Origin of the sequence: Streptomyces sp. NPDC001914, from assembly GCF_042891215.1 — a bacterium.
In the GTDB taxonomy this organism is placed as follows: domain Bacteria; phylum Actinomycetota; class Actinomycetes; order Streptomycetales; family Streptomycetaceae; genus Streptomyces.
In genome coordinates this window covers 608,760-632,352 of sequence record NZ_JBIASW010000002.1, presented here as the reverse complement: position 1 = coordinate 632,352, position 23,593 = coordinate 608,760, and the positions used below count along the sequence as shown (strand labels likewise).

At 71.0% G+C, this 23,593-nt stretch carries 25 protein-coding genes; 4 read left to right on the top strand and 21 right to left on the bottom strand.

Features of this window, described 5'->3' with window-relative positions; translation table 11 throughout:
* Positions 1–91 precede the first annotated feature (91 nt).
* The 4 genes from ACFYYF_RS07850 to ACFYYF_RS07835 form a co-directional block, all read right to left on the bottom strand.
* Positions 92–520, bottom strand: a complete 429-nt coding sequence (locus ACFYYF_RS07850) for a hypothetical protein (RefSeq protein ID WP_361685954.1) — start codon at positions 518–520, stop codon at positions 92–94.
* A 4-nt stretch (positions 521–524) separates the two neighbouring features.
* Positions 525–1,007: a roadblock/LC7 domain-containing protein gene (locus ACFYYF_RS07845; protein ID WP_388772489.1), complete on the bottom strand. Its 483-nt coding sequence runs from the start codon at positions 1,005–1,007 to the stop codon at positions 525–527.
* A 54-nt stretch (positions 1,008–1,061) separates the two neighbouring features.
* Positions 1,062–2,012, bottom strand: a complete 951-nt coding sequence (locus ACFYYF_RS07840; protein ID WP_388772486.1) for a MarR family transcriptional regulator — start codon at positions 2,010–2,012, stop codon at positions 1,062–1,064.
* A gap of 277 nt (positions 2,013–2,289) precedes the next feature.
* Positions 2,290–3,264: a LysR substrate-binding domain-containing protein gene (locus ACFYYF_RS07835; RefSeq protein WP_361685950.1), complete on the bottom strand. Its 975-nt coding sequence runs from the start codon at positions 3,262–3,264 to the stop codon at positions 2,290–2,292.
* Positions 3,265–3,439: 175 nt separating this feature from the next.
* On the opposite strand from ACFYYF_RS07835, the gene ACFYYF_RS07830 reads away from it, so the two are divergent.
* Both ACFYYF_RS07830 and ACFYYF_RS07825 read left to right on the top strand, forming a co-directional pair.
* Positions 3,440–3,994: a peroxiredoxin gene (locus ACFYYF_RS07830; protein WP_361685948.1), complete on the top strand. Its 555-nt coding sequence runs from the start codon at positions 3,440–3,442 to the stop codon at positions 3,992–3,994.
* Between the two features lie 6 nt (positions 3,995–4,000).
* Entirely contained in the window at positions 4,001–4,534 is a 534-nt protein-coding gene (locus ACFYYF_RS07825; protein ID WP_361685946.1) for an alkyl hydroperoxide reductase, read from the top strand.
* An 87-nt stretch (positions 4,535–4,621) separates the two neighbouring features.
* On the opposite strand, the gene ACFYYF_RS07820 is transcribed toward ACFYYF_RS07825, so the two are convergent.
* From ACFYYF_RS07820 to ACFYYF_RS07805, 4 genes are all read right to left on the bottom strand, one after another.
* On the bottom strand, positions 4,622–6,034 hold the full coding sequence (locus ACFYYF_RS07820) for an AI-2E family transporter (protein WP_388772482.1): 1,413 nt from the start codon (positions 6,032–6,034) through the stop codon (positions 4,622–4,624).
* Between the two features lie 136 nt (positions 6,035–6,170).
* On the bottom strand, positions 6,171–6,887 hold the full coding sequence (locus tag ACFYYF_RS07815) for a transglycosylase SLT domain-containing protein (protein WP_361685942.1): 717 nt from the start codon (positions 6,885–6,887) through the stop codon (positions 6,171–6,173).
* Between the two features lie 408 nt (positions 6,888–7,295).
* Entirely contained in the window at positions 7,296–8,621 is a 1,326-nt protein-coding gene (locus ACFYYF_RS07810) for a PhoH family protein (RefSeq protein WP_365480222.1), read from the bottom strand.
* Positions 8,622–8,941: 320 nt separating this feature from the next.
* Positions 8,942–9,715 carry an isoprenyl transferase gene (locus ACFYYF_RS07805; RefSeq protein WP_326785763.1) on the bottom strand — a complete coding sequence of 258 codons (774 nt, stop codon included), beginning with the start codon at positions 9,713–9,715 and terminating at the stop codon, positions 8,942–8,944.
* Positions 9,716–9,880: 165 nt separating this feature from the next.
* Between ACFYYF_RS07805 and mgrA the strand changes: the two genes are divergently transcribed.
* The gene (gene mgrA, locus ACFYYF_RS07800; RefSeq protein ID WP_388772479.1) at positions 9,881–10,918 is read left to right on the top strand and encodes an L-glyceraldehyde 3-phosphate reductase; all 1,038 of its coding nucleotides are present in this window, start codon (positions 9,881–9,883) and stop codon (positions 10,916–10,918) included.
* Between the two features lie 407 nt (positions 10,919–11,325).
* Entirely contained in the window at positions 11,326–11,670 is a 345-nt protein-coding gene (locus ACFYYF_RS07795; RefSeq protein WP_388772476.1) for a DUF192 domain-containing protein, read from the top strand.
* A gap of 360 nt (positions 11,671–12,030) precedes the next feature.
* Here ACFYYF_RS07795 and ACFYYF_RS07790 read toward each other — a convergent pair whose 3' ends face one another.
* The 13 genes from ACFYYF_RS07790 to ACFYYF_RS07730 all read right to left on the bottom strand — a co-directional run bounded on the left by ACFYYF_RS07790 (position 12,031) and on the right by ACFYYF_RS07730 (position 23,515).
* A complete protein-coding gene (locus tag ACFYYF_RS07790) occupies positions 12,031–12,906 on the bottom strand; it encodes an LLM class flavin-dependent oxidoreductase (RefSeq protein ID WP_388772474.1) in 876 nt (291 codons plus the stop codon).
* 39 nt (positions 12,907–12,945) lie between these two features.
* Positions 12,946–13,566: a dihydrofolate reductase family protein gene (locus ACFYYF_RS07785; RefSeq protein WP_388772471.1), complete on the bottom strand. Its 621-nt coding sequence runs from the start codon at positions 13,564–13,566 to the stop codon at positions 12,946–12,948.
* Positions 13,567–13,651: 85 nt separating this feature from the next.
* Positions 13,652–14,299: an OmpA family protein gene (locus ACFYYF_RS07780; RefSeq protein ID WP_361685928.1), complete on the bottom strand. Its 648-nt coding sequence runs from the start codon at positions 14,297–14,299 to the stop codon at positions 13,652–13,654.
* A gap of 3 nt (positions 14,300–14,302) precedes the next feature.
* Positions 14,303–14,896 carry a hypothetical protein gene (locus ACFYYF_RS07775; RefSeq protein ID WP_388772469.1) on the bottom strand — a complete coding sequence of 198 codons (594 nt, stop codon included), beginning with the start codon at positions 14,894–14,896 and terminating at the stop codon, positions 14,303–14,305.
* A gap of 15 nt (positions 14,897–14,911) precedes the next feature.
* Positions 14,912–15,517 carry a pilus assembly protein TadG-related protein gene (locus ACFYYF_RS07770; protein WP_388772982.1) on the bottom strand — a complete coding sequence of 202 codons (606 nt, stop codon included), beginning with the start codon at positions 15,515–15,517 and terminating at the stop codon, positions 14,912–14,914.
* Positions 15,514–15,714 carry a hypothetical protein gene (locus ACFYYF_RS07765; RefSeq protein ID WP_388772466.1) on the bottom strand — a complete coding sequence of 67 codons (201 nt, stop codon included), beginning with the start codon at positions 15,712–15,714 and terminating at the stop codon, positions 15,514–15,516. The genes ACFYYF_RS07770 and ACFYYF_RS07765 overlap by 4 nt, the downstream gene beginning before the upstream one ends.
* Before the next feature lie 114 nt (positions 15,715–15,828).
* Positions 15,829–16,560: a response regulator gene (locus ACFYYF_RS07760; protein WP_388772464.1), complete on the bottom strand. Its 732-nt coding sequence runs from the start codon at positions 16,558–16,560 to the stop codon at positions 15,829–15,831.
* Positions 16,553–17,998 carry a sensor histidine kinase gene (locus ACFYYF_RS07755; protein ID WP_388772461.1) on the bottom strand — a complete coding sequence of 482 codons (1,446 nt, stop codon included), beginning with the start codon at positions 17,996–17,998 and terminating at the stop codon, positions 16,553–16,555. Before ACFYYF_RS07755 ends, ACFYYF_RS07760 begins: the two co-directional genes overlap by 8 nt.
* Positions 17,998–18,888: a DUF5936 domain-containing protein gene (locus ACFYYF_RS07750; RefSeq protein WP_388772459.1), complete on the bottom strand. Its 891-nt coding sequence runs from the start codon at positions 18,886–18,888 to the stop codon at positions 17,998–18,000. The genes ACFYYF_RS07755 and ACFYYF_RS07750 overlap by 1 nt, the downstream gene beginning before the upstream one ends.
* Positions 18,889–18,901: 13 nt before the next feature.
* On the bottom strand, positions 18,902–19,843 hold the full coding sequence (locus ACFYYF_RS07745; RefSeq protein WP_388772457.1) for a type II secretion system F family protein: 942 nt from the start codon (positions 19,841–19,843) through the stop codon (positions 18,902–18,904).
* Positions 19,844–20,003: 160 nt separating this feature from the next.
* Complete coding sequence (locus ACFYYF_RS07740; protein ID WP_361685914.1) at positions 20,004–21,344, bottom strand: CpaF family protein; 1,341 nt, start codon at positions 21,342–21,344, stop codon at positions 20,004–20,006.
* Positions 21,345–21,362: 18 nt separating this feature from the next.
* Positions 21,363–21,716 carry a TadE/TadG family type IV pilus assembly protein gene (locus ACFYYF_RS07735; RefSeq protein WP_388772455.1) on the bottom strand — a complete coding sequence of 118 codons (354 nt, stop codon included), beginning with the start codon at positions 21,714–21,716 and terminating at the stop codon, positions 21,363–21,365.
* Between the two features lie 182 nt (positions 21,717–21,898).
* Positions 21,899–23,515: a CpaE family protein gene (locus ACFYYF_RS07730; protein WP_388772452.1), complete on the bottom strand. Its 1,617-nt coding sequence runs from the start codon at positions 23,513–23,515 to the stop codon at positions 21,899–21,901.
* Positions 23,516–23,593: the final 78 nt, after the last annotated feature.

The window sequence follows — 23,593 nt, the reverse complement described above, 5'->3', positions numbered from 1 at the left end:
CGGACGGACGCGCGGCACGGCGGGACGCCTCGCGCGTCCCGCCGTGCCGCGCCGGTGGTCCTTCCCGTCGGGGAGGGCCACCCGTCCGCGTTCAGAGGCTGTACTCCTTCACCACCCGGCGGACCTGGGCGAAGAGCATGCCGACGTTGACCGCCTTGCGGCAGACGACCACGGCGACCACGTCCTGCGAGTCGCTCATCCGCACGAACAGATGGGTGAGGTTGTCACTGTTGACCAGGATCTCCTGGAAGAAGTGCGCGTCGGACTCGATGCCCCGCCGCTCCTTGAAGACGTCCTCGATCATCTGGACCGTACGCCCCTGGAACAGGTCGAGGGTCGCACCCGCGAGCAGGTCCAGGACCTCCGGCGGATGGTTGTCGACGGTCTCGTAACTCAGCAGCATGCCGGTCGACATGTCGACCGCTCCGGAGGCGACGCAGTCCGGGGCGTCGGTGCGCAGTGATTTGACCAGGCCCATGATCTGGTCGGAGAACCCGGGTGTCATTCGCTTGCTGGCCATGTCGTCATACCCCTTCGGTCGCGGTGTCGGTCACGGCTCCGACGAGTGCGTCGGGTGCGGCGGGAGCCGCGGCGTGCGGACCGGTTCCGGCGGGCGTCCCGGCGAGCGGGTCGGGGCCGGCCCCGGTGAGGATCGATCCGATGCGGCCGAGAGCCGGCCGGGTCTGCTCGTGGAGCCGTTCGATGTCGATGCCCTCGTCGCCGAGGACGATCATCAGCGCGGTGTCGCCGACCGCGTAGAAGGCCGCGAGGCCCTGGCTGCCGTAGGTCACGGTCTGGCGGAACGCGCCGCGGCCGGTCACCGCGGTCGCCCGGCGCGCGATGCCGAGTCCCGCGGCGGCGATCGCGGCGAGGCTCTCCGGATCGATCGTGTCGGCGGTGTCGGCCGCGATGAGCATTCCGTCGGCGGCCGCCACCGCCGTGTCGGTGATTCCGGGCACCTGTTCCCGGAGTTCCCTCATTTCCCTGGCCAGTGCCTCGTGATTCATGCGTTGAACTCCCTGATGATGGTGCGCATTCGGTCGTTGACGGGTATTTCTGTTCTACGTTCCGGAGTCCGGGGTCCAGATCCGGTGGCGCAGCCGGAAGAATCCTTTCCAGCTCGCCCCGGCCCTTTCCGGGGCGAGGGTTTCGGCGATTCCGCTCGCGCCGGGCTCACGGCGGGGCAGCGACGGGGCGTGCGTGCCGGGATCCCTGCGGGGCAGGGCCGGAGCGATCTCCCCGGGGCGCGGGCCGGGGTCCGGCCGGGGCTCGGGTGCCGCGGCGGTCACCGCGGAGGACAGGGCGGAGAACACCTCGGGGTCCAGGGCGGGCGGGGCTCCGGCGGGCCGCTGCCGCAGCGCTCCGCTCGGCAGGTCCCGCACGGTGACGCGGGTGGCGGAATCGGACTCCGCCGGCAGTTCGAGCAGCCCCTCGCCGAGCATGCGGGCCATCCCCACCGTGACGGTGTAGGCGCCGAGGCCGGTCGCGAAGGCGATGTCGCGGGCGGTCCGGCGGCCGTCGGCATGGGCCAGCAGCTCCTTCTGCGGTGGCGGGAGCTGCTCACGTATCTCGTCCGGCACGGCGGCCGGCACGGGTCGTTCCCGGTCGGGCCGTACGGGCCGCGGCAGGGCGGCGACGGCCACGAGCTTTCGCGCCGCGTCCTGGAGCAGCCGCGCCGGGATCTCTCCGAGGGCGACCGGCGCGTACGGCTCGAAGGCGGCGTCGAGCGGGTCGCACGCCTCGACGTCACCGGCCACGACGGCGAACGCCGCGTCCTGCATCGCCATCATGCACACGACCCGGAGCTGTGCGGCCCCCGCGTATCCGTGCGCGATCAGCCCCGCCTCGGGCCACCGGGCGCCGCCGGACTCGCGGAGCAGTTCGGCCCACTGCTCACCGCTGACCCGGCCGGAGCGCAGCAGCCGCGCCTCGGCACCCGGGGCGCCGGGACTCTCGACGGCGACCACGGTGCCGTCACGGAGGTGGAAGACTCCCCCGGGTTTTCCGGACACCCGCACTTTCCCCGTCGCGTGTGCGCTCTGGCATTCGCTCAGGGCACGCGACAGCAGGTCGTATCCAACCCTGCCAAGGGAATCCCGAATGCCCGACATCACTCCCCTTGGAACTTCCGGCACTTCGCACAGATGCCTGACGAATCACCCTGAGGGAGTATGTGTATCAGCCGGGGCGGATATCCCTACGGGAGTCGCACTACCTGACGGAAGTTGAAATATCCCGGCTGCCACGGGACTTCATCGGTCGTCCGATTGACCGACTCTGTACGGCAGTTCAGGCGTCCGCGCCCAACACCCGTACGGGCAGGGGACGCAGGGCCTCGCGCAGGGCCTCCGCCAGTTCCCGGTACTCCGTGCTCCGCGCGGCACCCGTCCGCATCGCGAGAGCGATCCGCCGGGTGGGCGCCGGGTCCGCGAAGGACCCGGTGAGGAGCTGATCGCTGCGCGTCGTCTCCACCCTGACCGCGGTGCGCGGCAGCAGGGTCACCCCGAGACCCCCCGCGACGAGCTGGACGAGGGTCGACAGGCCGGCGGCCGTGGTGGTCACGGGGGCGTCCGCGCGCCCGGCCTCGCGGCAGATGTCCAGGGCCTGGTCGCGCAGGCAGTGACCCTCGTCGAGCAGCAGCAGCCGCAGTTCCCGCAGCGCCTCGCGCGGAATGCCCCGCTGTCCGCCGAGCGGGTGGCCGAGCGGGGTCACCAGCACGAAGTCCTCGTCGAACAAGGGGAGTTCGACGACGCCGGGGACGCCGAGGGGGACCGCGAGCAGCAGCAGGTCGAGCCGGCCGACGGTCAGGCCCTCCAGCAGACTGGCCGTCTGTTCCTCGTGCACCTGGAGGTCGAGGTCGGGGTAGCGCTCGTGGACGAGACGCAGGACGGTCGGCAGGAGGTAGGGCGCGACGGTGGGGATGACCCCGAGGCGCAGCGCCCCGGTGAACGGCGCCCGTACCGCCTCCGCCTCCTCCATCAGCGCGCCGACCTCGGCCAGCACGGCCTTGGCGCGCACGGCCAGGCGCTCACCGGCGGGCGACAGGAGCACCTTGCGGGTCGTACGCTCCAGGAGGGTCACCCCGAGGGTCTCCTCCAGCGAGGAGACGGCACCGGACAGCGCCGGCTGGCTCATGCCGATCGCGGCGGCCGCGTCCCGGAAGTGCAGATGCTCGGCGACGGCGGTGAAGGCGCGGAGCTGCGCGAGGCTGGGGCTGCGCCGCCCGCCGCCCTTGCCGCCCGCTCTGCCGGTGGGGCTCGCCATGGCCGTACGCGTCCTTCCGGGTCGGTTCACCGGGCGTCACTGATAGCCGCAGTCGATCAACACGACCAAGTGTAGCTATTTCCCGAATCAATACTGCCTGTGCCACGATCGAGCCCGTCCACCCCCCTAGGGAAATGCCCCCAAAAAGGGCCGTCCCTTGCTGCAAGGAGAGTTCGTGCTCACTGTCGGTGACCAGTTCCCCACGTTCGACCTGACCGCCTGTGTCTCGCTGGAGAAGGGCAAGGAGTTCGAGCAGATCGACCACAAGACCTACGAGGGCAAGTGGAAGATCGTCTTCGCGTGGCCCAAGGACTTCACCTTCGTGTGCCCCACCGAGATCGCGGCCTTCGGCAAGCTGAACGACGAGTTCGCCGACCGTGACGCGCAGGTGCTGGGCTTCTCCGGCGACTCCGAGTTCGTGCACCACGCCTGGCGCAAGGACCACGACGACCTGCGTGACCTGCCCTTCCCGATGATGGCCGACTCGAAGCACGAGCTCATGCGCGACCTCGGCATCGAGGGCGAGGACGGCTTCGCCAAGCGTGCCGTCTTCATCGTCGACCAGAACAACGAGATCCAGTTCTCCATGGTGACCGCCGGCTCCGTCGGCCGTAACCCCAAGGAGGTCCTGCGGGTCCTGGACGCCCTCCAGACGGACGAGCTCTGCCCGTGCAACTGGACCAAGGGCGAGAACACCCTCGACCCGGTCGCCCTGCTGGCCGGTGAGTGACCTTCCATGGCCCTCGACGAACTGAAGTCCGCCATACCGGACTACGCCAAGGACCTTCGCCTGAACCTCGGTTCGGTGATCGGCAACAGTGACCTCCCGCAGCAGCAGCTCTGGGGCACGGTGCTGGCCTGCGCCATCGCCTCGCGGTCCCCGCAGGTGCTGCGCGAGCTGGAGCCCGAGGCGAAGGCACAGCTCTCGCCGGAGGCGTACACCGCCGCCAAGTCGGCCGCCGCGATCATGGCGATGAACAACGTCTTCTACCGGACGCGGCACCTTCTGTCGGACCCGGAGTACGGGACGATGCGCGCCGGTCTGCGGATGAACGTCATCGGCAACCCGGGCGTGGAGAAGGTCGACTTCGAGCTGTGGTCGCTCGCCGTCTCCGCGATCAACGGCTGCGGGCAGTGCCTCGACTCCCACGAGCAGGTGCTCCGCAAGGCGGGCGTCGACCGGGAGACGATCCAGGAGGCGTTCAAGATCGCGGCCGTGCTCCAGGCCGTCGCCGCCACGCTGGACGCCGAGGCGCACCTCGCCGACTAGTCCTCGGCACACGGAGACACGCGGAGCAAGCACGGGGCCCCGCCCACCGTCACGGTGGGCGGGGCCCCGTGCGTTCGTCCGGGACCGCTAGGAGCTCGGCCGGTGGGCCGGGGACGCGTCCACCGCCGTGGCGCCGCGCGGCTCGGGCGTGTGCCGCAGTTCCGCCTCACCGGCGTACGAACGCAGGTACACGACCACCGTGTTGGTCACCGCCACCAGCGGGACCGCGACGACCGCTCCGCCGATGCCGGCGATCATCCCGCCGGCCGCCACCGACAGGACCACGGCCAGGGGATGGACGCGGACCGCGCGGCCCAGGATGAAGGGCTGCAGGATGTGCCCCTCGATCTGCTGGACGGCGAGGACCACGACGAGCGTCATGACGGCGGCGAAGACGCCCTGGGTCACCAGCGCGACCACCACGGCCAGCGCCCCCGAGATCACCGCGCCCACCAGCGGGATGAACGCGCCGAGGAAGATGAAGACGGCGAGCGGCACGGCCATGGGGACCTTGAGGATGTAGATGCCCAGGCCGATGAAGATCGCGTCGATCAGGGCGACGATCACCGTGCCGCGGACGTAGGCGGTGAGCGTGCGCCACGCGCGCGGGCCCGCGCCCGCGACCCCGGGCCGGGCGGCGGCCGGGACGAGCTTGAGCGACCACTCCCAGATCCGCTTGCCGTCGTAGAGCAGGAAGAGGGTCGAGAACATCGTGAGCAGGATGCCCGTGAGGGCCTCGACGATCACCGTCACGCCCTGCAGACCCGCCGACGTGATCTGGTCCGTGTTCGCGCCGATCGCCTCGCGGAGGTTCTTGGCGATCTCGTTGATCTGCTTGTCGGTCACATGGAACGGGCCCTTGAGGAGCCACTTGCGCAACTCGTCGATGCCGTCCTGGATCTGGTTGGAGAGGTTGTCGATGTTCTCCTGGACCTGCCACACCACGAACCAGCCGACCAGCCCCATGATGACGAAGCCGAGGATCGCGGTGAGCGCGGTGGCGAGCCCGCGCGGCACTCCGTGACGCGTCAGCCGGCCCACCGTGGGCTGGAGCAGCGCGGTGATGAGCAGCGCGGCCACGAAGGCCAGCACGACGAGCTGGACGGCGCTGATGACCCGCATCAGCACCCAGACCGTGCCCGCCAGGATGAGCAGCCGCCAGCCGGCCTCGGCGGCGACGCGCACTCCCCACGGCACGGCGAGGGCGGGGTCGGGGCGGTGCGGCTGCGTGTAGGCGGGCGGCGCGGCCTTCTCCTCGGAGGGGCGCTGGACCGGGAGGGCGGAGGCCTCGGCGTCCGCCGCCGGGGCGTCTCCGGAAGTCCCGTGCGCCCGCGGGAGGATGCCGGGTTCGTCGCGAGGCGCGGACCTGTCGAGGCCGTCCTCGCCGTCGAGCGGGCCCCGCGACTCCAGCTCGACCTCGGCCCGGCGTTCGTCCAGCCGTTCGCCGAGCTCGGCGAGTCCAGCACTGATCCGGCCGAGCCATCCTGGTACACGCGACATGATGCGTCCTCTTCCCCCGCTGCTCCCCACCACTCCCCCCTGGAGTCGTCGGCTCCGACCGTACATGGCCGAAGCCCCTCCCCCTAGGACGGGGAGGGGCTTCGCAGGGTTGAGTCGCCGGCGTACGGCGCCTGACTCAGTACCAGTGGTTGGCCTGCCAGAACGACCAGGCGTCGCACGGGCTGCCGTACCGGCTGTTCATGTAGTTGAGGCCCCACTTGATCTGCGTGGCCGGGTTCGTCTGCCAGTCGGAGCCGACGGACGACATCTTGGAGCCGGGCAGGGCCTGGAAGAGACCGTAGGCACCCGAGGAGGCGTTGACGGCCCTGTAGTTCCAGCTCGACTCGTGGTTCACGATGTTGCTGAAGCACTGGAACTGACCGCTCGGCACCATCTGAGCCGCCATCGCCTGGATCTGGGCGACGGTGTACGAGGACTGGACGGAGAAGCTGGACGCGTCACGCGTCGCGGAGCGGCTGGCCGCCTCCGCGGCTTCCTTGCGCTCCTTGGCTTCCTTCTCGGCCTTCGCCGCAGCCTTCTGCTTCGCGACAGCGTCGTCGGCCGCCTGCTTGCGGGCGGCTGCCTCCGCGTCCTTCTTGGCGCTCGCGTCGGCGGCGATGGCCTGGGCGTCGGCCTGCTGCGTCAGGGACGCGGTCTGCACCTGGGCCTGCTGGCCCGCAGGTATGTCTGCGAGGAGAGTCGAGTCGCTCGCCGTCGCCTCGGCATCGTTCGAGGGCTGGGCGACGCTGCCCGAGGCAACTCCGACCACGCTTCCGACAGCGGTGACCGCGGTGGCCGAAGCCACTGCGAATCCCCGGACCGAAATCCGGCTCACACGGTTTCCTTCCAGCATCGCCCGTTTAGGTGACCCTCGCGGACGCAATCGTGCCCCTCGGCGCTGGCCTCCCAACTGCGGGGTCACGGGGAGACACGGGCCCGGTGGGCAACTCCCGCTCGGGGAGCGCCGCGTGGTGCGCGGGCGGCATACGACGGCTCTATGGAGTTCTGAGGTTCCGGTGTTCCGTACCGCTGGGGGTACAGGTGTGTCGTATGCGGGGCCTGACAGGAGTGAGACTCTAGCCGTTCCCCGGCGCCGCGCGGCAATTCCGCGTCGCGTGTGAAAGCTCACACCCCGTTTGCCACGGCTGTTTCACGGAAACACCAGCGCAGCAAGACGCCGCCCGGCTAGGCTCTTCGCCTTTGCCGGACGGCGCCAACCAGCGTGTATCCACCACCCTTTGACCAGGGGGGACAGCCGGGATCAGACCTGCCCGTCCTCCAGCATTTCGGTCACGAGTGCCGCAATCTGGGACCTCTCGGAACGATTCAGCGTGACGTGCGCGAAGAGCGGATGGCCCTTCAACTTCTCGACGACGGCGACCACTCCGTCGTAGCGCCCGACGCGCAGATTGTCCCTTTGTGCCACGTCATGGGTCAGAACGACCCGTGAATTGGCGCCGATACGGGACAGAACGGTCAACAGGACGTTCCGTTCCAGGGACTGGGCCTCGTCCACGATCACGAACGCGTCGTGGAGCGAGCGGCCGCGGATGTGCGTGAGCGGCAGGACCTCCAGCATGCCGCGCGCGGTGACCTCCTCGATGACCTCGCGGCTGGTGACCGCGGAGAGCGTGTCGAAGACCGCCTGGGCCCAGGGGCTCATCTTCTCGGACTCGGAGCCGGGCAGATAGCCGAGCTCCTGCCCGCCCACCGCGTACAGCGGCCGGAAGACCATCACCTTCTGGTGCTGGCGGCGTTCGAGGACGGCCTCCAGGCCCGCGCACAGCGCGAGCGCGGACTTGCCGGTGCCGGCCCGGCCGCCCATCGACACGATCCCGACGTCCGGGTCGAGCAGCAGATCGAGCGCGATGCGCTGCTCGGCACTGCGGCCCTTGATGCCGAACGCCTCACGATCGCCGCGCACGAGACGGACGTTGCCCTCGGCGGTGACACGGCCGAGGGCCTTGCCGCGCTCCGACTGGATCGTCAGCCCCGTGTGCACGGGCAGGCCGGCCGCTTCGGGGACGTAGGCGTGCCCCTCCTCGAAGAGGACGTCCACCTGCTCGCCGGACAGGGCCAGTTCGGACATTCCGGTCCAGCCGGACGAGCCCGTGATGGCGAGCTCCGCCCGGTACTCCTCGGCGAGGAGACCCACGGAGGACGCCTTGATCCTGAGCGGCAGGTCCTTCGAGACGACGGTGACGTCGTATCCCTCGGCCTGCAGGTTGCGGGCGACCGCGAGGATGCGGGAGTCGTTGTCCCCCAGGCGGTACCCGCTGGGCAGGACACTGGGGTCCGAGTGATTGAGCTCGACGCGTACCGTCCCGCCGAGGTCCCCGACGGGGATCGGGGAGTCGAGGCGGCCGTGCCGGACCCGGAACTCGTCGAGCAGGCGCAGGGCCTGCCGGGCGAAGTACCCGAGTTCGGGATGGTGCCGCTTGGCCTCCAACTCCGTGACCACGACGATCGGAAGCACGACCTCGTGCTCGTCGAAGCGGCTCAGGGCATTCGGGTCGGCCAGCAGGACGCTGGTGTCGAGAACATAGGTGCGCCGGTCTGGCTTGCGGCGCTTTGTGCTGGTCACCACGGAAGGACGTACCCCCTCGGATGAGGTCGGGGAGCGACGAAGGAGATCTGGACCGGTTCGCGGCACCGATGCACGGGCCGAAAACCGGCCCTCCGCTTCGTCCGTGCTGACCGCACGATCGGGCTGGTGCAAAGGGCCTCCCGGGCGGACGGCCCCGTGCCGTCCGCTGAGATACGACACCCGTGGTTCGGGCGTCGACCTGCAAGGCTTATGCCCTCGAACGAGCCAAGCCATGCCAGGGCACATGACGGCGCGTTCGTTAACTCCTGGTGACGGGTGTCCCTCCCGGGTGTCCACGGGTACGCGGGACACCCCGGGTTTCAGCCTCCGTAACGGCGGTGTCGCGCCGCGTAGTCGCGCAGGGCGCGCAGGAAGTCGACCTTGCGGAAGGCCGGCCAGAAGACTTCGCAGAAGTAGTACTCGGAGTGGGCGGTCTGCCAGAGCATGAATCCGGACAGCCGCTGCTCGCCGCTGGTGCGGATCACCAGGTCGGGATCGGGCTGGGCACCGGTGTAGAGGTGCTTGCCGATGAGGTCGACGTCAACGCGGTCCGCGAGGTCCTCCATCGAGGTCCCCTTGTCGGCGGCGTCGAGGATCATCGAGCGCACGGCGTCCGCGATCTCCTGGCGGCCGCCGTAACCGATGGCAACGTTCACGACTATGCCCTCGACGTGCGCGGTGGCCTCCTCGGCCTCCTTGAGCGCCGACTGCATCGGGGAGGGCAGGATGTCCCGCGTCCCGACGTGGTGCACACGCCAGCGGCCGTCGGCGGCCAGCGTGCGGACGACGCCCTCGATGATGCCGAGGAGCGGACCGAGCTCCTCCTGCGGGCGGTCGAAGTTGTCGGTGGACAGCAGCCACAGGGTGACGACCTCGACATCGGTCTCGGAGCACCAGCCGAGGAACTCCTCGATCTTGTCCGCTCCGGCCCGGTGTCCCTGGGCGGTGGTCGACCCGGCGGCCTTCGCCCAGCGGCGGTTGCCGTCCATGATGACCCCGATGTGCTTGGGCACCTGGTCGTGGTCGAGGTGGCCTTCCACCCTGCGTGCATAGAACCTGACCAGCAGACGGCGCAGGTTGTCGCGCAAGGTCACGTGTTGTCAGCCCCTCCGTGCGGATCGGACAGCCGCGCCCGAGCACAGTCGATGTCCATATGGCGGTCCCCCGGGGCGAAGCCTACCCCTGCGAAACGCGAGGCCTGCCGAGGGGCCCGTGCGCCCTGGCACGGGTCCTGTGCGCCCTGGCATAGGTTCGTCCCCATGAACGACCCCACTCTGTACCGTGCCGCGACGGAGCGGTACGACTCGATGGAATACCGGCGTACGGGCCGCAGCGGGCTCAAACTGCCCGCGGTCTCACTCGGCCTGTGGCACAACTTCGGCGACGACCGTTCCCTGGCCTCCCAGCGCGCGATCCTGCGCCGCGCCTTCGACCTCGGCGTCACCCACTTCGACCTCGCCAACAACTACGGGCCGCCGCCCGGCTCGGCGGAGCTGAACTTCGGCAGGCTGCTGAAGGAGGACTTCGCGCCGTACCGGGACGAACTGGTCATCTCGACCAAGGCGGGCTACGACATGTGGCCCGGCCCGTACGGCGAGTGGGGCAGCCGCAAGTACCTGCTGGCCTCGCTGGACCAGTCGCTGGAGCGGATGGGCCTGGACTACGTCGACATCTTCTACTCGCACCGCTTCGACCCGGACACCCCGCTGGAGGAGACGATGGGCGCGCTCGCGTCCGCCGTCCAGCAGGGCAAGGCGCTGTACGTCGGCGTGTCCTCGTACAGCAGCGAGCAGACGGCGGAGGCGGCCCGGATCCTGACCGGGATGGGCGTCCGTCCGCTCATCCACCAGCCCTCGTACTCGATGCTCAACCGCTGGACCGAGGACGACGGCCTGCTCGACACGCTGGAGGCGGCCGGCATGGGCTGCATCTCCTTCGCGCCGCTCGCGCAGGGCCTGCTGACGGGCAAGTACCTCCAGGGCATCCCGGAGGGCTCGCGCGCCACCCAGGGCAAGTCGCTGGACCCGGACCTGCTGAGCGACGAGGTCGTGCGCAGGCTGAACGGGCTCAACGACATCGCGGCCCGGCGCGGCCAGTCGCTCGCCCAGCTCGCGATCACCTGGGTGCTGCGCGACCAGCGGATGACCTCCGCCCTCATCGGCGCGTCCAGCGTGCGCCAGCTCGAGGAGAACCTGGAGGCGCTGGCGGCGCCGCCGCTCACGGGGGAGGAGCTGAAGGAGATCGACACGTTCGCGGTGTCGACCCGGGGCACGAACATCTGGGCGCAGCGCCGCTGAGTCACCGGATTCCCCGCCGCGCGCGGCGGCCCGGCCGGAGGGGCGCACGGGGGCGCCCGCCGGGCGGGCCGTCGCGGGCACAAAAAACGGGCCGGTCCGTGGGGGGGAGACGGACCGGCCCGAGGGGGGGTTTCCACCATAACCCTTCGTAAGTGATGCTGCGTGCATCCGCGTGCCACAACTACTCTCCGGAGTCGTCCGGCGACGCCGTGATGAGCGTGGAACCATCGATTCCGGGTGTGATCATGGCCGAATCATGGTTGATTCAAAGGGAATCGTGACGGATCGGCGGAGATCCAATGGGTCCGCACCCGCCTCCGGGGCCCGGCACCGCCGCGCCGCCCCGTACTCCGCGCGAGTGATCGGCGTGGCGCCCCCCGCTTGACCCGCCCGCTACCGTCGCGCCCATGGCCACGTTCACGACGGACACGCCGGGCGGGACGCCCGAGCCGGTACCCCTGGAGCTCGCCACCACGGCGCGCGCCCGGCGACGGGGACTGCTCGGGCGCTCGGGGATCGAGGGCGCGCTGCTGCTCGCACCGGCGAACTCGGTGCACACCCTGGGAATGCGGTTCACCATCGACGTCGCCTATCTGGACCGCTCGTCGCGGGTCATGGCGGTACGCACGATGCGTCCGGGCCGGCTGGGGCTGCCGCGACCGCGGGCCCGGCAGGTCCTGGAGGCGGAGGCCGGGTCGATGGAGCGCTGGGGCGTGCGGCGCGGCGTTCGGATCACGGTCCGCCGCGCCTGACCCCACGTCACCGGGCAGGGCAGCACCGCGCAGCCCCCTCCTCTGCGCGGTGCCACACGCGCAGCTTTGCTGACGCGAATTACCTTGGTCTGAACTTACGTCAGCCAAACATCTCTGGCGACAGCCGATCGGTAACGATGTGGAAACCCCGTGCAGATCTTCCGCACACGGCACGCCGCGCGTCCGGTCCATCGTCCGCCCTCCGGAAGGACATCTCACGCCGAGCGGCCTTCATGGGGAGGTTTTCGGTCAATCTGCCCGGCCGGGCGTGGATCACGACCCGGACCAAGGGCCCACGGACCAAGGGCCCACGGACCGGGAGCCCACGGACCGGGAGCCCGCGGACCGGAAGCCCGCGGACTAGGGGACGAGCGGGCGCACCTGTTCCGCGGCGAAGCGGACGAAGGCTTCGGGGTCCGGCTCGTCGGCGGTGGGCTGGAGGACCACCGTGTCGGCGCCGGCGTCCATGAGACGCCGGACGGCCGCGGCGACGGTGTCCGCGTCGCCCGCGACCCCGAGCCCCGGGACGGCGCTGTCGCCGTCGGCCTCGATCCCGGCGCGCAGCCGGGCGGCGGCACCGTCCCCGGTGGCGGCGAGCAGATAGACGACGACCCGGTGGTGACCCTCCGTCCGGCCGGCCGCCCGCCGTCCCTCGTCGATGAGCCGGCGGGCCCGCCGTACCCCGTCGACGGTGGTCGAGGCGGTGAGGACCGTACCGTCGGCGGCCTCACCGGCGAGGCGGAGCGTACGGGGTCCGGTGGCGCCGGTGAGGACCTCGGGCACCTGCGCGGGCGGCCAGTCGAGGGCGACTCCGTCGAGTCTCACGTACCGCCCCTCGGTCGTCACGCGCTCGCCGCGCAACAGGGCGCGCAGCGCGTCGAGATGCTCGCGCAGCAGCGTCACGGGCGACTCGGCCCGCGCCCCGACCTGTCCCATCCAGTCCTGGACGCCGTGGCCGACCGCGAGCACGGCCCGCCCGGGGAACAGCCGGTGCAGGGTGGCGGCCTCCATCGCCGTGACGGCGACGTTCCGCAGCGGGACGGGCAGCAGTCCCACTCCCACCCGCAGGCGCTCGGTCCAGGCGAGCGCCGCCGCGGCGGCGGAGATGCCGCCTTCGAGGAAGCAGTCCTCCCACAGCCACAGCTCCTCGAGCCCCGCCTCCTCCGCCTCGCGCGCCAGGGCACGCAGCCGCTCGGGGGGCAGTTGGGGCCGGAAGACAACACCGAGTGACGTCATGGCGTCTTCCTACCCGGGCCGCCCGTCACGACAACGGTTTTACGCGCCCTGCGCACCGGCTGTCCCGGCCGTCCCGCCGGCATCGCCCGTCTCCGCGGCGGTGTCGCGCTCGTAGCGCAGGAGGGTGACGCCGTTGCCGAAGGTCCGTGTCTCGACGAGGCGGAGGTCGGTCGGGGCCTCGGACTCGGGGAAGAGCGGCTTGCCGGCCCCGATGAGGACGGGGTGCACGTACAGCCGGATCTCGTCGACGAGGCGCAGCCGCAGGAACTCCGCGGCGAGGTCGGCGCCGCTGAGCGCGAGGTCGCCGCCCTCCTGCGCCTTGAGCGCCATGATCTCCTCGGGCACGACCTCCCGGACGACCGTCGTGTGCCCGGTGCCGCGTTCGAGGGTCCGCGAGAACACCACCTTGGGGATGTTCCGCCAGATCCCGGCGAACTCGGCCATCTCCGGGCTGATGTCCGGGTCCTTGTCGGCGGTCGGCCAGTAGGAGGCCATCAGTTCGTAGGTCACCCGTCCGGACATCAGGGCGCCGAAGCCTCTGACCAGGTCGTTGAAGTGCTGGTGCAGTTCGGCGTCGACCCGGTGCCAGTCGATCTCGCGGTTCGGGCCCTCGATGTATCCGTCCAGGGACACCGACGACATCAACACGATCTTCCTCATGGCGGACTCCATCGACCTCGTGCGCGACCCGTTCGTCGGGGGCATGCTGCCAGGAGGCCGGGCGCGGGAGAAGGTGACGCGCGCGTCAGGCGCTGTTCCCGTCGGCGGCGCCCCTCGGGAAGGTCACCTCCACCCGGCGGTTCTTGCGGCGGCCCTGTTCCGAGGTGTTGTCCGCGATCGGGTAGTCCTCGCTGTAGCCGCGCACCACGAAGGTGATGTCCGCGTCCGCAGAACCGAGCGCGGCGGCCAGCCGGTCGTGCACCTCCTCCGCGCGCTTCTTGGACAGGGTCAGGCCGTGCGCGTACGAGCCGAGGTTGTCCGTGAACCCGAAGACGCGGACGGTCGTCGCGTGCTGGGCCTTGATCTCGTCGGCGATCGCCTGGATACGGGCCTGGGAGTCCGGGTTGAGCTTCGAGCTGTCCTTGGGGAACAGGACCTCCGCCTGGAGCGCGAACGTCACGTCGGCGTTGGTGTCCTCCCGGCGCTCCTCGCCGCCCAGGTCCTCCACGACCGACTTGATGTCCAGCACCTTGGCGGGCGCGAGGGTCGCGCCGTCGGCGAGCTTGAGCCCCGGACTGTTGGCGTCGACGTCGGGGGGCGGGGAGGTGGTGACGCTGCCGGGCGGGGCACTGGGGTCACTGTCGTCGGCGAACGCGGGCCCCGGCAGACCGAGGGTGATCAGCACGACGAGAGCCGTGAACGTGGTCGCAGCGGAACGGGGCGGGAGGGCCATGGGTCAGCCCTCGGAGATCTCGATGGAGGCGGGTGGCATGGAGCCGACCTGGAAGTCGACGGCGGAGGTTCCGGAGGGGGGTGCGGGGAACTGGGCGAACCAGTCGGCCGACTGACCGGCTTCGACGCCGCCGCCGTCGAACTTGGTGCACAGGCACCGGCCCTGGGTGTCCCGCAGGACCAGGTACTTCTTCTTGCCCTTGCTGTCGGTCAGGGCGGCCCCGGCCATCGAGGCACCGTTCCGGCTCAACTCGCGTTCGTCCCCGCGCCAGTTCGCGGCGACCCAGAACTGCCCACCGTTGTTGGTCACCGTTCCGCTGACGGTCACGAATCCACCCTGGTCCCGCACGGCCGAGGTGATCGTGAGTGTCACGTCTCCGCCTTTGACCTCGGCCAGCACCTGGTTTTCATTCGCCGTCGGCGACGACTGTTTGGCGCCGTCACCGCCTCCCTTGTCCGACTGGGAGGACGAGGAGACGGCCTTCGGCTTGTCGGCGTCGTCTCCCCCGCCGCATCCGGACACCGTGAGGAGCAATCCGGTACTGATCGCCACCGCGGCCATGACCCTGCGGCCCTTCATGGTGTGCCGGAGATCCATCGGTACGGCTTCCTCTCACTCGGCCAGATGCACTGAGAACAGCACGGACGCGTCGGGAAGGTCGTCCGAATGGAAATCTTCGGGATCGATGTCCACAGAGCGCCCGGCGCAATCCAGCCGCACGGGCTTCTTGGGGTCCGCGTCGGCGGCAAAGGTGCAGCGCGGCTCGATGACCGCTGTCGCGTGCGCCGTGGCATGACGGCTCTCCGTGCCCGGGATGATCGACTTGCCGACCGTGTACCGGGTCTCGATCGCCACGCGATAGCCGGGGAATCCGTTCACGACGGTGGGCTGAGCCCCGCCCTGCAGGTCCGAGTCGTTCTCGGCGGCCAGCCGGCCGGCGGCGGCCGAGGCCCCGACGCCCTCGAACTTGTCGCCGTCGAGCCAGTCCAGCCAGTCGTCGTCCGTACCGATGGCTCCCGTCAGCCCCTGTACGAGTTCGTCGCGGGAGTCCTGCGCGGCCGCCAACGCCGCAGCGTCCGCCGCGGATTGAGCTCCATTCCGGGCGGACGCTGCTTGGGCGAAGGCGAAGAAGGCGAACGCGGCGAAGAGCAGAATCCCCGTCAGCCAGATGTAGATGGGGAGGGTCTGCCCGCGATCGCAGCGGGTCGCAAGGGTCAGCCTCCGGTGACCTGAGTGACCGCGTTCCGGATCGCACCGGAGATCAGGCCGTCCAGGCCGATCTGGTCGATCAACGTGAAGATCCCCGCGATGATGATCATCAGGCCCGCGTACTCCACGAATCCCGCTCCCGCGTCCCGGTGGGCGCCCCGTGTGCGGGCGATCACCGTTCGGGTCCATGCGGTGAACCTGTTCATCAGGACTGCCCTCCCTGCCGACGCCACTAACGACCCGAGCACCGTACGTGAGAAGTCGCCTACCGCGAGTGGGCCCAGGGGCCCAACTTCGCTGGTGGGGAACGCGGGACGGAGTCATCGGCTCCACCCCTCGTGCGCCGTGCCCAGCCAGTGGGCGATCGCTTCGCTCCGCGAGGAACTCTGCAGCTTCGCGAAGATGCGATTGATGTGGTTCTTCACGGTCTTCTCCGCGATGAAGCAGGTGGCGGCGATCTGACGGTTGCTCATGCCCGCCGCGATGAGGTCCATCACCTCCACCTCCCTCGAACTCAGGCCGAACTCGGACTGATGGACGGCATGGCGGTGAAGTCCCGCCGCCGGTAAGGGCCGAGCCCCCGAAGACTGTGCCACAGCTGATTGCAGGTGCGAAGAGAATGGGTGCGGTTGGTACGAACCTCCGAGTGATTCCGGGACAGTGGGGCGCCCGTGGCGCACCTCGCGCACGGCGGTGATCAGTTCGGCCGCCGTGAACTCGCCATGGACGAGGTAGCCGGACGCGCCCTTGCGCAGGGCTTCCGCCACGACCTCGGGTTCACGGCTGTACGTCAGCATCATCACGGGGGCGATCGCGCACAGCCCGGGCAGCGCGGTGAGGCCGTCCGTGCCGGGCATCCGGACGTCGAGGAGGACCACGTCCGGGGTGAACAGGGCGGCATGGGCCAGCGCCTCGGCGCCGTCCCGCGCCGCCGCGACGACCGCGATGTCGGGATGTGCGTCGAGCAGCGCGGTCAGGCCGGCCCGTACGACCGGGTTGTCGTCGGCCACGAGGACACGCAGGGACGGACCGAAAGATGCCTGGTCAGGCATGTGCGGCCTCCTCTTGGGAAGTGGGGGGAGCGGGAAGGGCGGCCGTGTGGAGCGGGAGGGTCAGCCGGACCTCGGTGCCCCCGTCGAGGGAGCGGTCCAGCCCGATGACGCCGCCGACGCACGCGGCCCGTTCCGTCATGCCGAGCAGGCCGAAATGGCCGGATCTCGTCCAGGCGGTGAGCATGGCGGGAGTCGCCGGAGCCGGGAGACCGACACCGTCGTCGCGGACGAGAAGCGCGAACTCGTTTGCGGAAACGTCGAGTTCGACCGTGACCACGTTCGCACCCGCGTGCCGGTGGGCGTTCTCCAGGGCCTCGGACACGATCGCGAGGACGTGGTGGGCGGCGCTGCTGGGCAGGACCGGCGGCGCGCCCCGGTGCCGCACGACCGGCGCGAGGCCGGTGCGTGCCTCGAAGCCGGCCGTCAGGACGCCCAGTTCACGGAGCAGATCGATGTCGGGGTCGGTCAGGTCGCTGTGCCGTCGCAGGTCCGTCAGGAGGGTGCGGGACTCGGCCGCGGCGAGGCGCGCCGCGTCCGCCACGACGGTCGCCTGGCGTTTGAGTGCCCCCGGGTCGGCGTCGTCCGAGGAGGCGGCCAGGGCCTCCGCGGCCAGCGCGAGTCCGTACAGCGTCTTGGCCACGGAGTCGTGCATCTCCCGTGCCAGGCGGGCCCGTTCGGACTCCACGGCCTCCGCGACGGCGAGCCTGCTGGTCGCCTCGGCCAGGGCCTGGCCCGCCGTGCCGAAGCGGAACAGCAGATTGCGCAGCGTGACGCCGATGATGCCGGCGCCTATGCAGAAGCCCGCGATGAGCAGGGTGTTGGAGCCCGCCCCGGGCCGGTGCTCCCAGGCCCGGAACACCGTGAGCAGCACGATGAGCTGGAATCCGGTGAAGACGCCGGCGCCGCGCCAGCCGTAGAGCAGGCCCGACAGGAGCGGGGTGCAGACCGTGGCGTAGGCGAGCGGCGAGGCCGGGGACGCGGTGAGGAGCAGGACCGCGCCGAAGGTGAGGTCGAGGCCCATCAGGGTCGGGTGCGCGAGGAGGCGGGGGCCGAAGCGGTCCCAGTCCCGGAGCATGGCGTAGGAGCCCATGACCCCGAGGACGGCGGCGGCGAGGACCGCGTAGCGCAGGAGGCCTCCCGTGGCGTTCGTCATCGCGAAGGGCGCGCCGACCACGATGGCCGCGAGGCGGACGGCGAAGGCCTGACGGCACAGTGCCTGGAGGGCGTTGAGCTGGAGGCGGATGCCGCCGGGCGCGGGGGCGTCGTCCGCGAGGTATCCGGTACCCCGCTGTTCGTGGGTCCGCGCGAGCCGGAGGGACCGGCGGACGTGGCTTCGCGTGCGGTGCAGGGACCGGTGCACGCGGCTTCTCGTGGCGTCGAGGGAGCGGCGCACGTGTGCGCGGACCGCGTGGCCCCGGCCCCTCGGCAGGCTCTTCATCAGCGCCCCAGGATCGAGCCGAAGTCGGTGCCCGAGCCCAGGAACATGCCCGTCGCGATGAGGATCATCGTCGCCGGGAGCATGAACACCAGGGTGACCATCGTGGCCTTGGGAATGGTCTTGGCGGCGCGGCGGCGGGCGTTCTGGGCGTCGGTGCGGCGCATGTCGGTGGCGAGCTGGATCAGGGTCTCGGCGATCGGGGAGCCGAGTTCCTCGCCCTGCTGGAGTGCCGACACGAACTGCGCGACCTGCTCGGAGGAGTTGCGCCTGCGCAGTTCGTCGAAGGCCTGGCGGCGGCTGACGCCCATGTCCATCTGGCGCAGGGTGATGCGCAGTTCGTCCGCCCAGGGTCCCTCGTACTTCTCCGCGACCCGGTCCAGGGCCTGCCGGAAGCCGAGGCCCGCGGAGACGACGACGGCGAGGACGTCGAGGAAGTCGGGCAGGGTGCGGTCGATGACCTCCTTGCGCTCCCGGACGGCCTGCCAGATGAGGGCGTCCGCGGCGACGATCCCGAAGGCGAACGTGAGCACGGCGAAGAGGAGCTGGCCGTTGGAGAGGAAGACCAGACCGAGGACGACGCCGAAGACCCCGTACACCGCGCGGCGGGCGGCGTAGCGGTTCAGGGTCAGACCGCCGGGGTTGCCGGCCATGTCGATGCGCCGGCGTTTGGCGTCCACGCGCCGGGGGCCCATCAGCCGCAGGACGGTCGGCGCGAAGCGCATGCCGAGGCGGTCGACGGCCGAGTCCGCGACCGAGACGCGGCTGCCGCCGACCTCCAGGGCGAGCTGGAGGTCGCTGGGGAGTTTGACCTCGGAGCGGATCATCCGGACGCCCAGGAGGACGCCCCAGACGGCCACGCCCATCAGGGCGGCGAGCAGCAGCGGCAGCATGGTGATCCCTCCCTCACACTTCGATCTTGCCGAGCCGGCGGATGACGAAGAAGCCCACGGTGTAGAGGCCGAGGGAGAGCAGGACGAGGCCCTGGCCGAGAGGGGAGCCGGTGACGCGGGCGAGGGCTCCCTCGTTCGAGGAGTTGATCAGCACCAGCGAGCCGATGCCGAGGAAGGGGACCGTGAAGGCGGTCGCGTTGACCTCGGAGAGCATCGTGCGGACCTCGCGGCGGGTCTCCTTGCGGTCCTCCAGGGTCTGGGTGAGGTTGCGCAGGGAGCTGACGACGGAGCCGCCGGCCTTGTTGGCCAGGACGAGGGTGGTGACGAGGACGATCAGCTCGCGGGAGGGCAGCCGCTCCGAGAGTTCCCCTAGGGCGTCGTCGATCGTGCGGCCCAGCATCAACTGGTCCGCCACATTGGCCAGTTCCTCGCCCGCCGGGGCCTCCAGCTCCTCCGCGGCCATCGCGAGCGCGGTGCGCAGGGCGAGGCCGGCGGCCGTCGCGTTCGCCAGCAGGCGTGCCACGTCGGGGAGTTGGTTGATGAACGCCTCGATGCGTTTCTGGCGCTGCCAGTTGAGGAAGATGCCCGCGCTCCAGGCGCCGAGGAGGGCCGCGATCGGGCCGAAGAAGGGGGCCAGGGTCGCGGCCGCGATCAGCCACAGCGCGACGACCACGGCGGTGACGTAGGTGAAGAACTCCCCCGCCGTGAGATCGAGTCCCGTGGCGGTCAGGCGCAGGTGGATCGTGCGGCCGAGCCGGGTGCGGCGCAGCCTGCGGTCCACGCCCGCGAACCGGCGTGCCCTGCCGCCCGCCGTGGCGGGCAGGCCGCCGCCGGAGAGGCGGTCGAGGAGGTCGCGTCGCTGGGCGCGGCCCGAGGCGTAGGTGTGCACGCCCGCGACGGCGAACGTGCCGCAGAGGAGCGTCCCGCCGAGGGCGAGGAGTGCGGGGTCGTTCACGGCTGCCTCCCTTCGGAGGTGGGGGGCGCGGGGGTGGGCCGCGCGGAGGAGGGCCGCACCGGGGCCGGGCGGCCGGCGGAGGCGGGACCGGTGGCCAGGGGCACGGCACCGGCAGCCACGGGGGCGAGGGTGACGACGGGGGACTTCGGGTCGAGGGGTGTCATCCGATCGCCTGCCTCGTGTTGCGCCCGTCGATGGCCTCGGCGACCCCGAAGGCGGGCGGCAGCGGCTCGTTGGCGACGTACAGCTTCTCCGCGACCGGGCGTGGGAGCGGAAGGTGCTCGAAGTGGCCCCGCACGACACGGTCGGGGCCGACCGGGCGGGGCACGAAGCGGGTGACGGGGGTGACGCGGAACTGTTCGCGGCCGTGCGAGACGAGCAGCGCGACCTCCGTGACCTTGCGGGAGCCGTCGGCGTGCCGGGAGAGCTGGACGACGACGTCGACGGCGGAGTTGATCTGGTCCTTGAGGGCCTCGAAGGGGATCTGGACCTCGGACATCGAGCCGAGGGTCTGCAGGCGCATGAGGGCGTCCTCGGCGGAGTTCGCGTGGACGGTGGCGAGGGAGCCGTCGTGGCCGGTCGACATGGCCTGGAGCATGTCCAGGGTCTCGCCGCCGCGGACCTCGCCGACGATGATGCGGTCGGGGCGCATGCGCAGCGAGTTGCGGACCAGGTCGCGGATGGTGATCTGGCCCTTGCCCTCCACGTTCGGGGGGCGTGATTCGAGGCGGATGACGTGTTCCTGCTGGAGCTGGAGCTCGGCGGAGTCCTCGATCGTGATGATGCGCTCGTGGGAGGGGATCAGACCGGAGAGCGCGTTGAGCAGGGTGGTCTTGCCGCTGCCGGTGCCGCCGCTGACGATGACGTTGAAGCGGGCCCGGACGAAGGCGGCGAGGAGCATGAGCGTCTGCTCGTCCAGGGAGCCCAGCCCGATCAGCTCGGAGAGCGTGTAGGCGCGGGGGAAGCGGCGGATCGTGAGGGTGGGGCCGGTGAGGGCGAGCGGCGGGATGATGACGTTGACGCGCTCGCCGGTGGGCAGGCGGGCGTCGACCATCGGATTGGACTCGTCCACGCGGCGGTTGACCGTCGAGACGATGCGTTCGATGGTCTGCATGAGCTGCTCGTCGGAGGCGAAGCGCAGCGGGAGCTGTTCGACGCGGCCGGCCCGCTCGACGAAGATCGAGTCGGGGCCGTTGACCATGATCTCGGTGATGGACGCGTCGGCGAGGAGCGGTTCGAGGACGCCGAGTCCCAGTGCCTCGTCGACGACCCGGCGGATGAGCTGGGAGCGTTCGGCGGTGGAGAGGACCGGGCCCTCGCGGCTGATGATGTGGCCGAGGACGCGTTCGAGACGGACCCGGCGTTCGGCCGCCGCCAGGCTGGACATCTCGGCGAGGTCGATCTCCTCGAGCAGTTTGGCGCGGTAGACGGCGACGAGGTGTCCGTCCTCACGGTCCGGTCCCCCCTCGTCGGGGGTGGCGATGCGGGAACGCAGGCTCATGGTGTCGGCTCCTCCCGGTCAGTCGTCGGTGGGCATGGTGGCGCGGCGGGTGATGTCGTAGCCGCCGAAGAGGGGGATGACGCCGGGGACGTGGACCTGGACCGTGGCGGTGGTGGTCTCGGCTCCCCGCACGGGCGAGACCTCCGGGTCGAGCCATCCGCTCACGGCGGCCCGTCCCGCCGCCACGCCCGCCCCGGGGCCGCCCTCCTGCGAGGCGACGCGCGCCGCGGCCCGCGCCCCGGAACCGGCCTGGTTGACGCCGTACCCGATGAGCCCGAGCTGGATCGCCGCCATCCCGATGAGCAACAGGATCGGCAGGAACCCGACGAACTCCAGGATGGAGACACCACGGTCGCCCCGGAGCCGTCGCACGGGTACGGGTGCGGGTGCGGGTGCGGTCGTGTGGTGGGTCGGGGGCGTGCCGGTACATCCGTCCGTCGCCGCTGGGTCAGACGTCGGTGTGGCGTGAGGCGTTGCTCGATCCGAACGTGAGCGACGGGCATGTGGTGTACCGGCACGCCCCCTTCCGCCGGATGCCGTCGTCGGGTGCGTCCTCATCCGTCGTCCCCCTCCAGCGCCGCGCCCGCCTCGCCGGTCACATGGAAGCCCGCGTCGAAGCCGGGGAAGAACAGCGGGACGTCGACCTCCACGGTGGCCGTCATGACCTGGCCCGCCGCGCCGCAGGCGATGCCGGCGTCCTTCCAGGAGCCCGGCAGGTGCTCACTCCCGGCGGCGGCGCAGGCGCCGGAGACGTCGCCGTTGACGGCGTAGGCGGCGGTCGCGGCCCGTGCCGCCTCGTCGGCCGCGTTCCCGGCCAGCGAGTAGGAGTACCCGAACAGCACGCACTGCCACAGGATCGTCATGACGACCAGGAGCAGCGGGAACATCCCGGCGAATTCGAGGGTGACCGCTCCGCGGTCGCCGCCCCGGCGCAGGGAGAGCGCGCCCCGGTCCGACAGGGACGCCTTGCGGCGCCTGCCTCCCGCTCCGCCCTCCTGGGGGACCACGAGGCCCAGCTCGGCGGCCAGCGACCACAGCGCCTGCTTGACGGTCGAGCGGGCGTCCAGGTCCTGCAGCCGGCCCGCGTCGACGACCGACTGGAGTTCCTTGAAGGCGGCGGGAACCGCGGAGCGGGCGACCTTGGTGCCGGTGACGCGTTCGACGAGGGACGGCTGGATCTCCGTACCGCGGGCGAAGCGGTTCACGACGGTCGTGGTTTCCTCCGCCTTGCGGATCTGGAGGCGGTCCCACATCCGGACCATGCGTTTGGCGGCGCGTACGGCGATGACGTCCGGGGTGACGAGGAGCAGGGCCCGGTCGGCCATCTCCACGGCCGCGGCGGTGGCCGAGTTCATCTGGGAGCCGCAGTCGACGACCACGACGTCGTGACGGGAGCGCAGCGCGCCGAGGACCTGGCGGGCCACCCGGTCGGTGACCTCCTCGCCGCGTTCGCCCTCCGCGGGCGCGAGCAGGAGGGCGATGCCGCTGTCGTGGGTGTAGACGGCGTCCTGGAGGACGCGCGGGTTGATGTCGGTGATGGCCGCGAGGTCGGCCACCGACCGGCGGAACTGCACATCGAGGTACGAGGCCACGTCCCCGGACTGGAGGTCCAGGTCGACCAGCGCCACGTTGTGTCCGGACGCCTTCGCGGCCAGCGCGAGCTGGACGGCCGTGACGGTCGCGCCGACGCCGCCCTTCGCACCGGTCACCGTGACGACGGTGCCGCCGGGGCCCGCGTACAGCTCGGGCGCGCCGCTGTGCAGGTGGCGGCGCATTCCGGCGGACCAGGCGGCGGCCGCCTGGACGCGTTCGGCGAGGGCGTCGTAGCCGAGCGGCAGACCGACGATGCCGCGGGCGCCGGAGTCCATGGCGGCGGTGAGGACGCCGGTGCTGGTGTCGGCGGTGATGAGGACGACCCCGACGGCCGGGAAGCGCATCACGAGGTCGCGGATCAGGTCCAGCGCCGGTACGGGGCCGATGCGTTCGTGGACGAGGACGACTTCGGGGAGTTCGTCGAGGGATTCGGCGGCGAGGCGCGCGAGGGTGTCGAGGAGGGCTGTCGAGTCGGGTACGGGCGGGGCGGGTTCGGTGTCGGCGAGCTGGCTCAGCAGGGTGGTGAGCGCGCGGGCCGAGTCGATGTCGCCGACGGCGGGAAGGATACGGACGGTCATCGGCGAAGCTCCTCGCTCGCGTACCGCGCCGCGGTCCCCGTGCCCGGTGCCGCGGCGGGCGACGGCACCCCGCGCCCC

Coding starts and splice junctions, on each gene's coding strand:
- ACFYYF_RS07755 (WP_388772461.1), bottom strand. CDS start 17,998: ATGAAGAGCCTGCCGAGGGGCCGGGGCCACGCGGTCCGCGCACACGTG.
- ACFYYF_RS07780 (WP_361685928.1), bottom strand. CDS start 14,299: ATGGCCCTCCCGCCCCGTTCCGCTGCGACCACGTTCACGGCTCTCGTC.
- ACFYYF_RS07825 (WP_361685946.1), top strand. CDS start 4,001: ATGGCCCTCGACGAACTGAAGTCCGCCATACCGGACTACGCCAAGGAC.
- ACFYYF_RS07730 (WP_388772452.1), bottom strand. CDS start 23,515: ATGACCGTCCGTATCCTTCCCGCCGTCGGCGACATCGACTCGGCCCGC.
- ACFYYF_RS07790 (WP_388772474.1), bottom strand. CDS start 12,906: ATGACGTCACTCGGTGTTGTCTTCCGGCCCCAACTGCCCCCCGAGCGG.
- ACFYYF_RS07835 (WP_361685950.1), bottom strand. CDS start 3,264: ATGGCGAGCCCCACCGGCAGAGCGGGCGGCAAGGGCGGCGGGCGGCGC.
- ACFYYF_RS07795 (WP_388772476.1), top strand. CDS start 11,326: ATGGCCACGTTCACGACGGACACGCCGGGCGGGACGCCCGAGCCGGTA.
- ACFYYF_RS07815 (WP_361685942.1), bottom strand. CDS start 6,887: ATGCTGGAAGGAAACCGTGTGAGCCGGATTTCGGTCCGGGGATTCGCA.
- ACFYYF_RS07820 (WP_388772482.1), bottom strand. CDS start 6,034: ATGTCGCGTGTACCAGGATGGCTCGGCCGGATCAGTGCTGGACTCGCC.
- ACFYYF_RS07785 (WP_388772471.1), bottom strand. CDS start 13,566: ATGAGGAAGATCGTGTTGATGTCGTCGGTGTCCCTGGACGGATACATC.
- ACFYYF_RS07740 (WP_361685914.1), bottom strand. CDS start 21,344: ATGAGCCTGCGTTCCCGCATCGCCACCCCCGACGAGGGGGGACCGGAC.
- ACFYYF_RS07845 (WP_388772489.1), bottom strand. CDS start 1,007: ATGAATCACGAGGCACTGGCCAGGGAAATGAGGGAACTCCGGGAACAG.
- mgrA (WP_388772479.1), top strand. CDS start 9,881: ATGAACGACCCCACTCTGTACCGTGCCGCGACGGAGCGGTACGACTCG.
- ACFYYF_RS07760 (WP_388772464.1), bottom strand. CDS start 16,560: ATGCCTGACCAGGCATCTTTCGGTCCGTCCCTGCGTGTCCTCGTGGCC.
- ACFYYF_RS07750 (WP_388772459.1), bottom strand. CDS start 18,888: ATGCTGCCGCTGCTGCTCGCCGCCCTGATGGGCGTGGCCGTCTGGGGC.
- ACFYYF_RS07850 (WP_361685954.1), bottom strand. CDS start 520: ATGGCCAGCAAGCGAATGACACCCGGGTTCTCCGACCAGATCATGGGC.
- ACFYYF_RS07765 (WP_388772466.1), bottom strand. CDS start 15,714: ATGAACAGGTTCACCGCATGGACCCGAACGGTGATCGCCCGCACACGG.
- ACFYYF_RS07775 (WP_388772469.1), bottom strand. CDS start 14,896: ATGGATCTCCGGCACACCATGAAGGGCCGCAGGGTCATGGCCGCGGTG.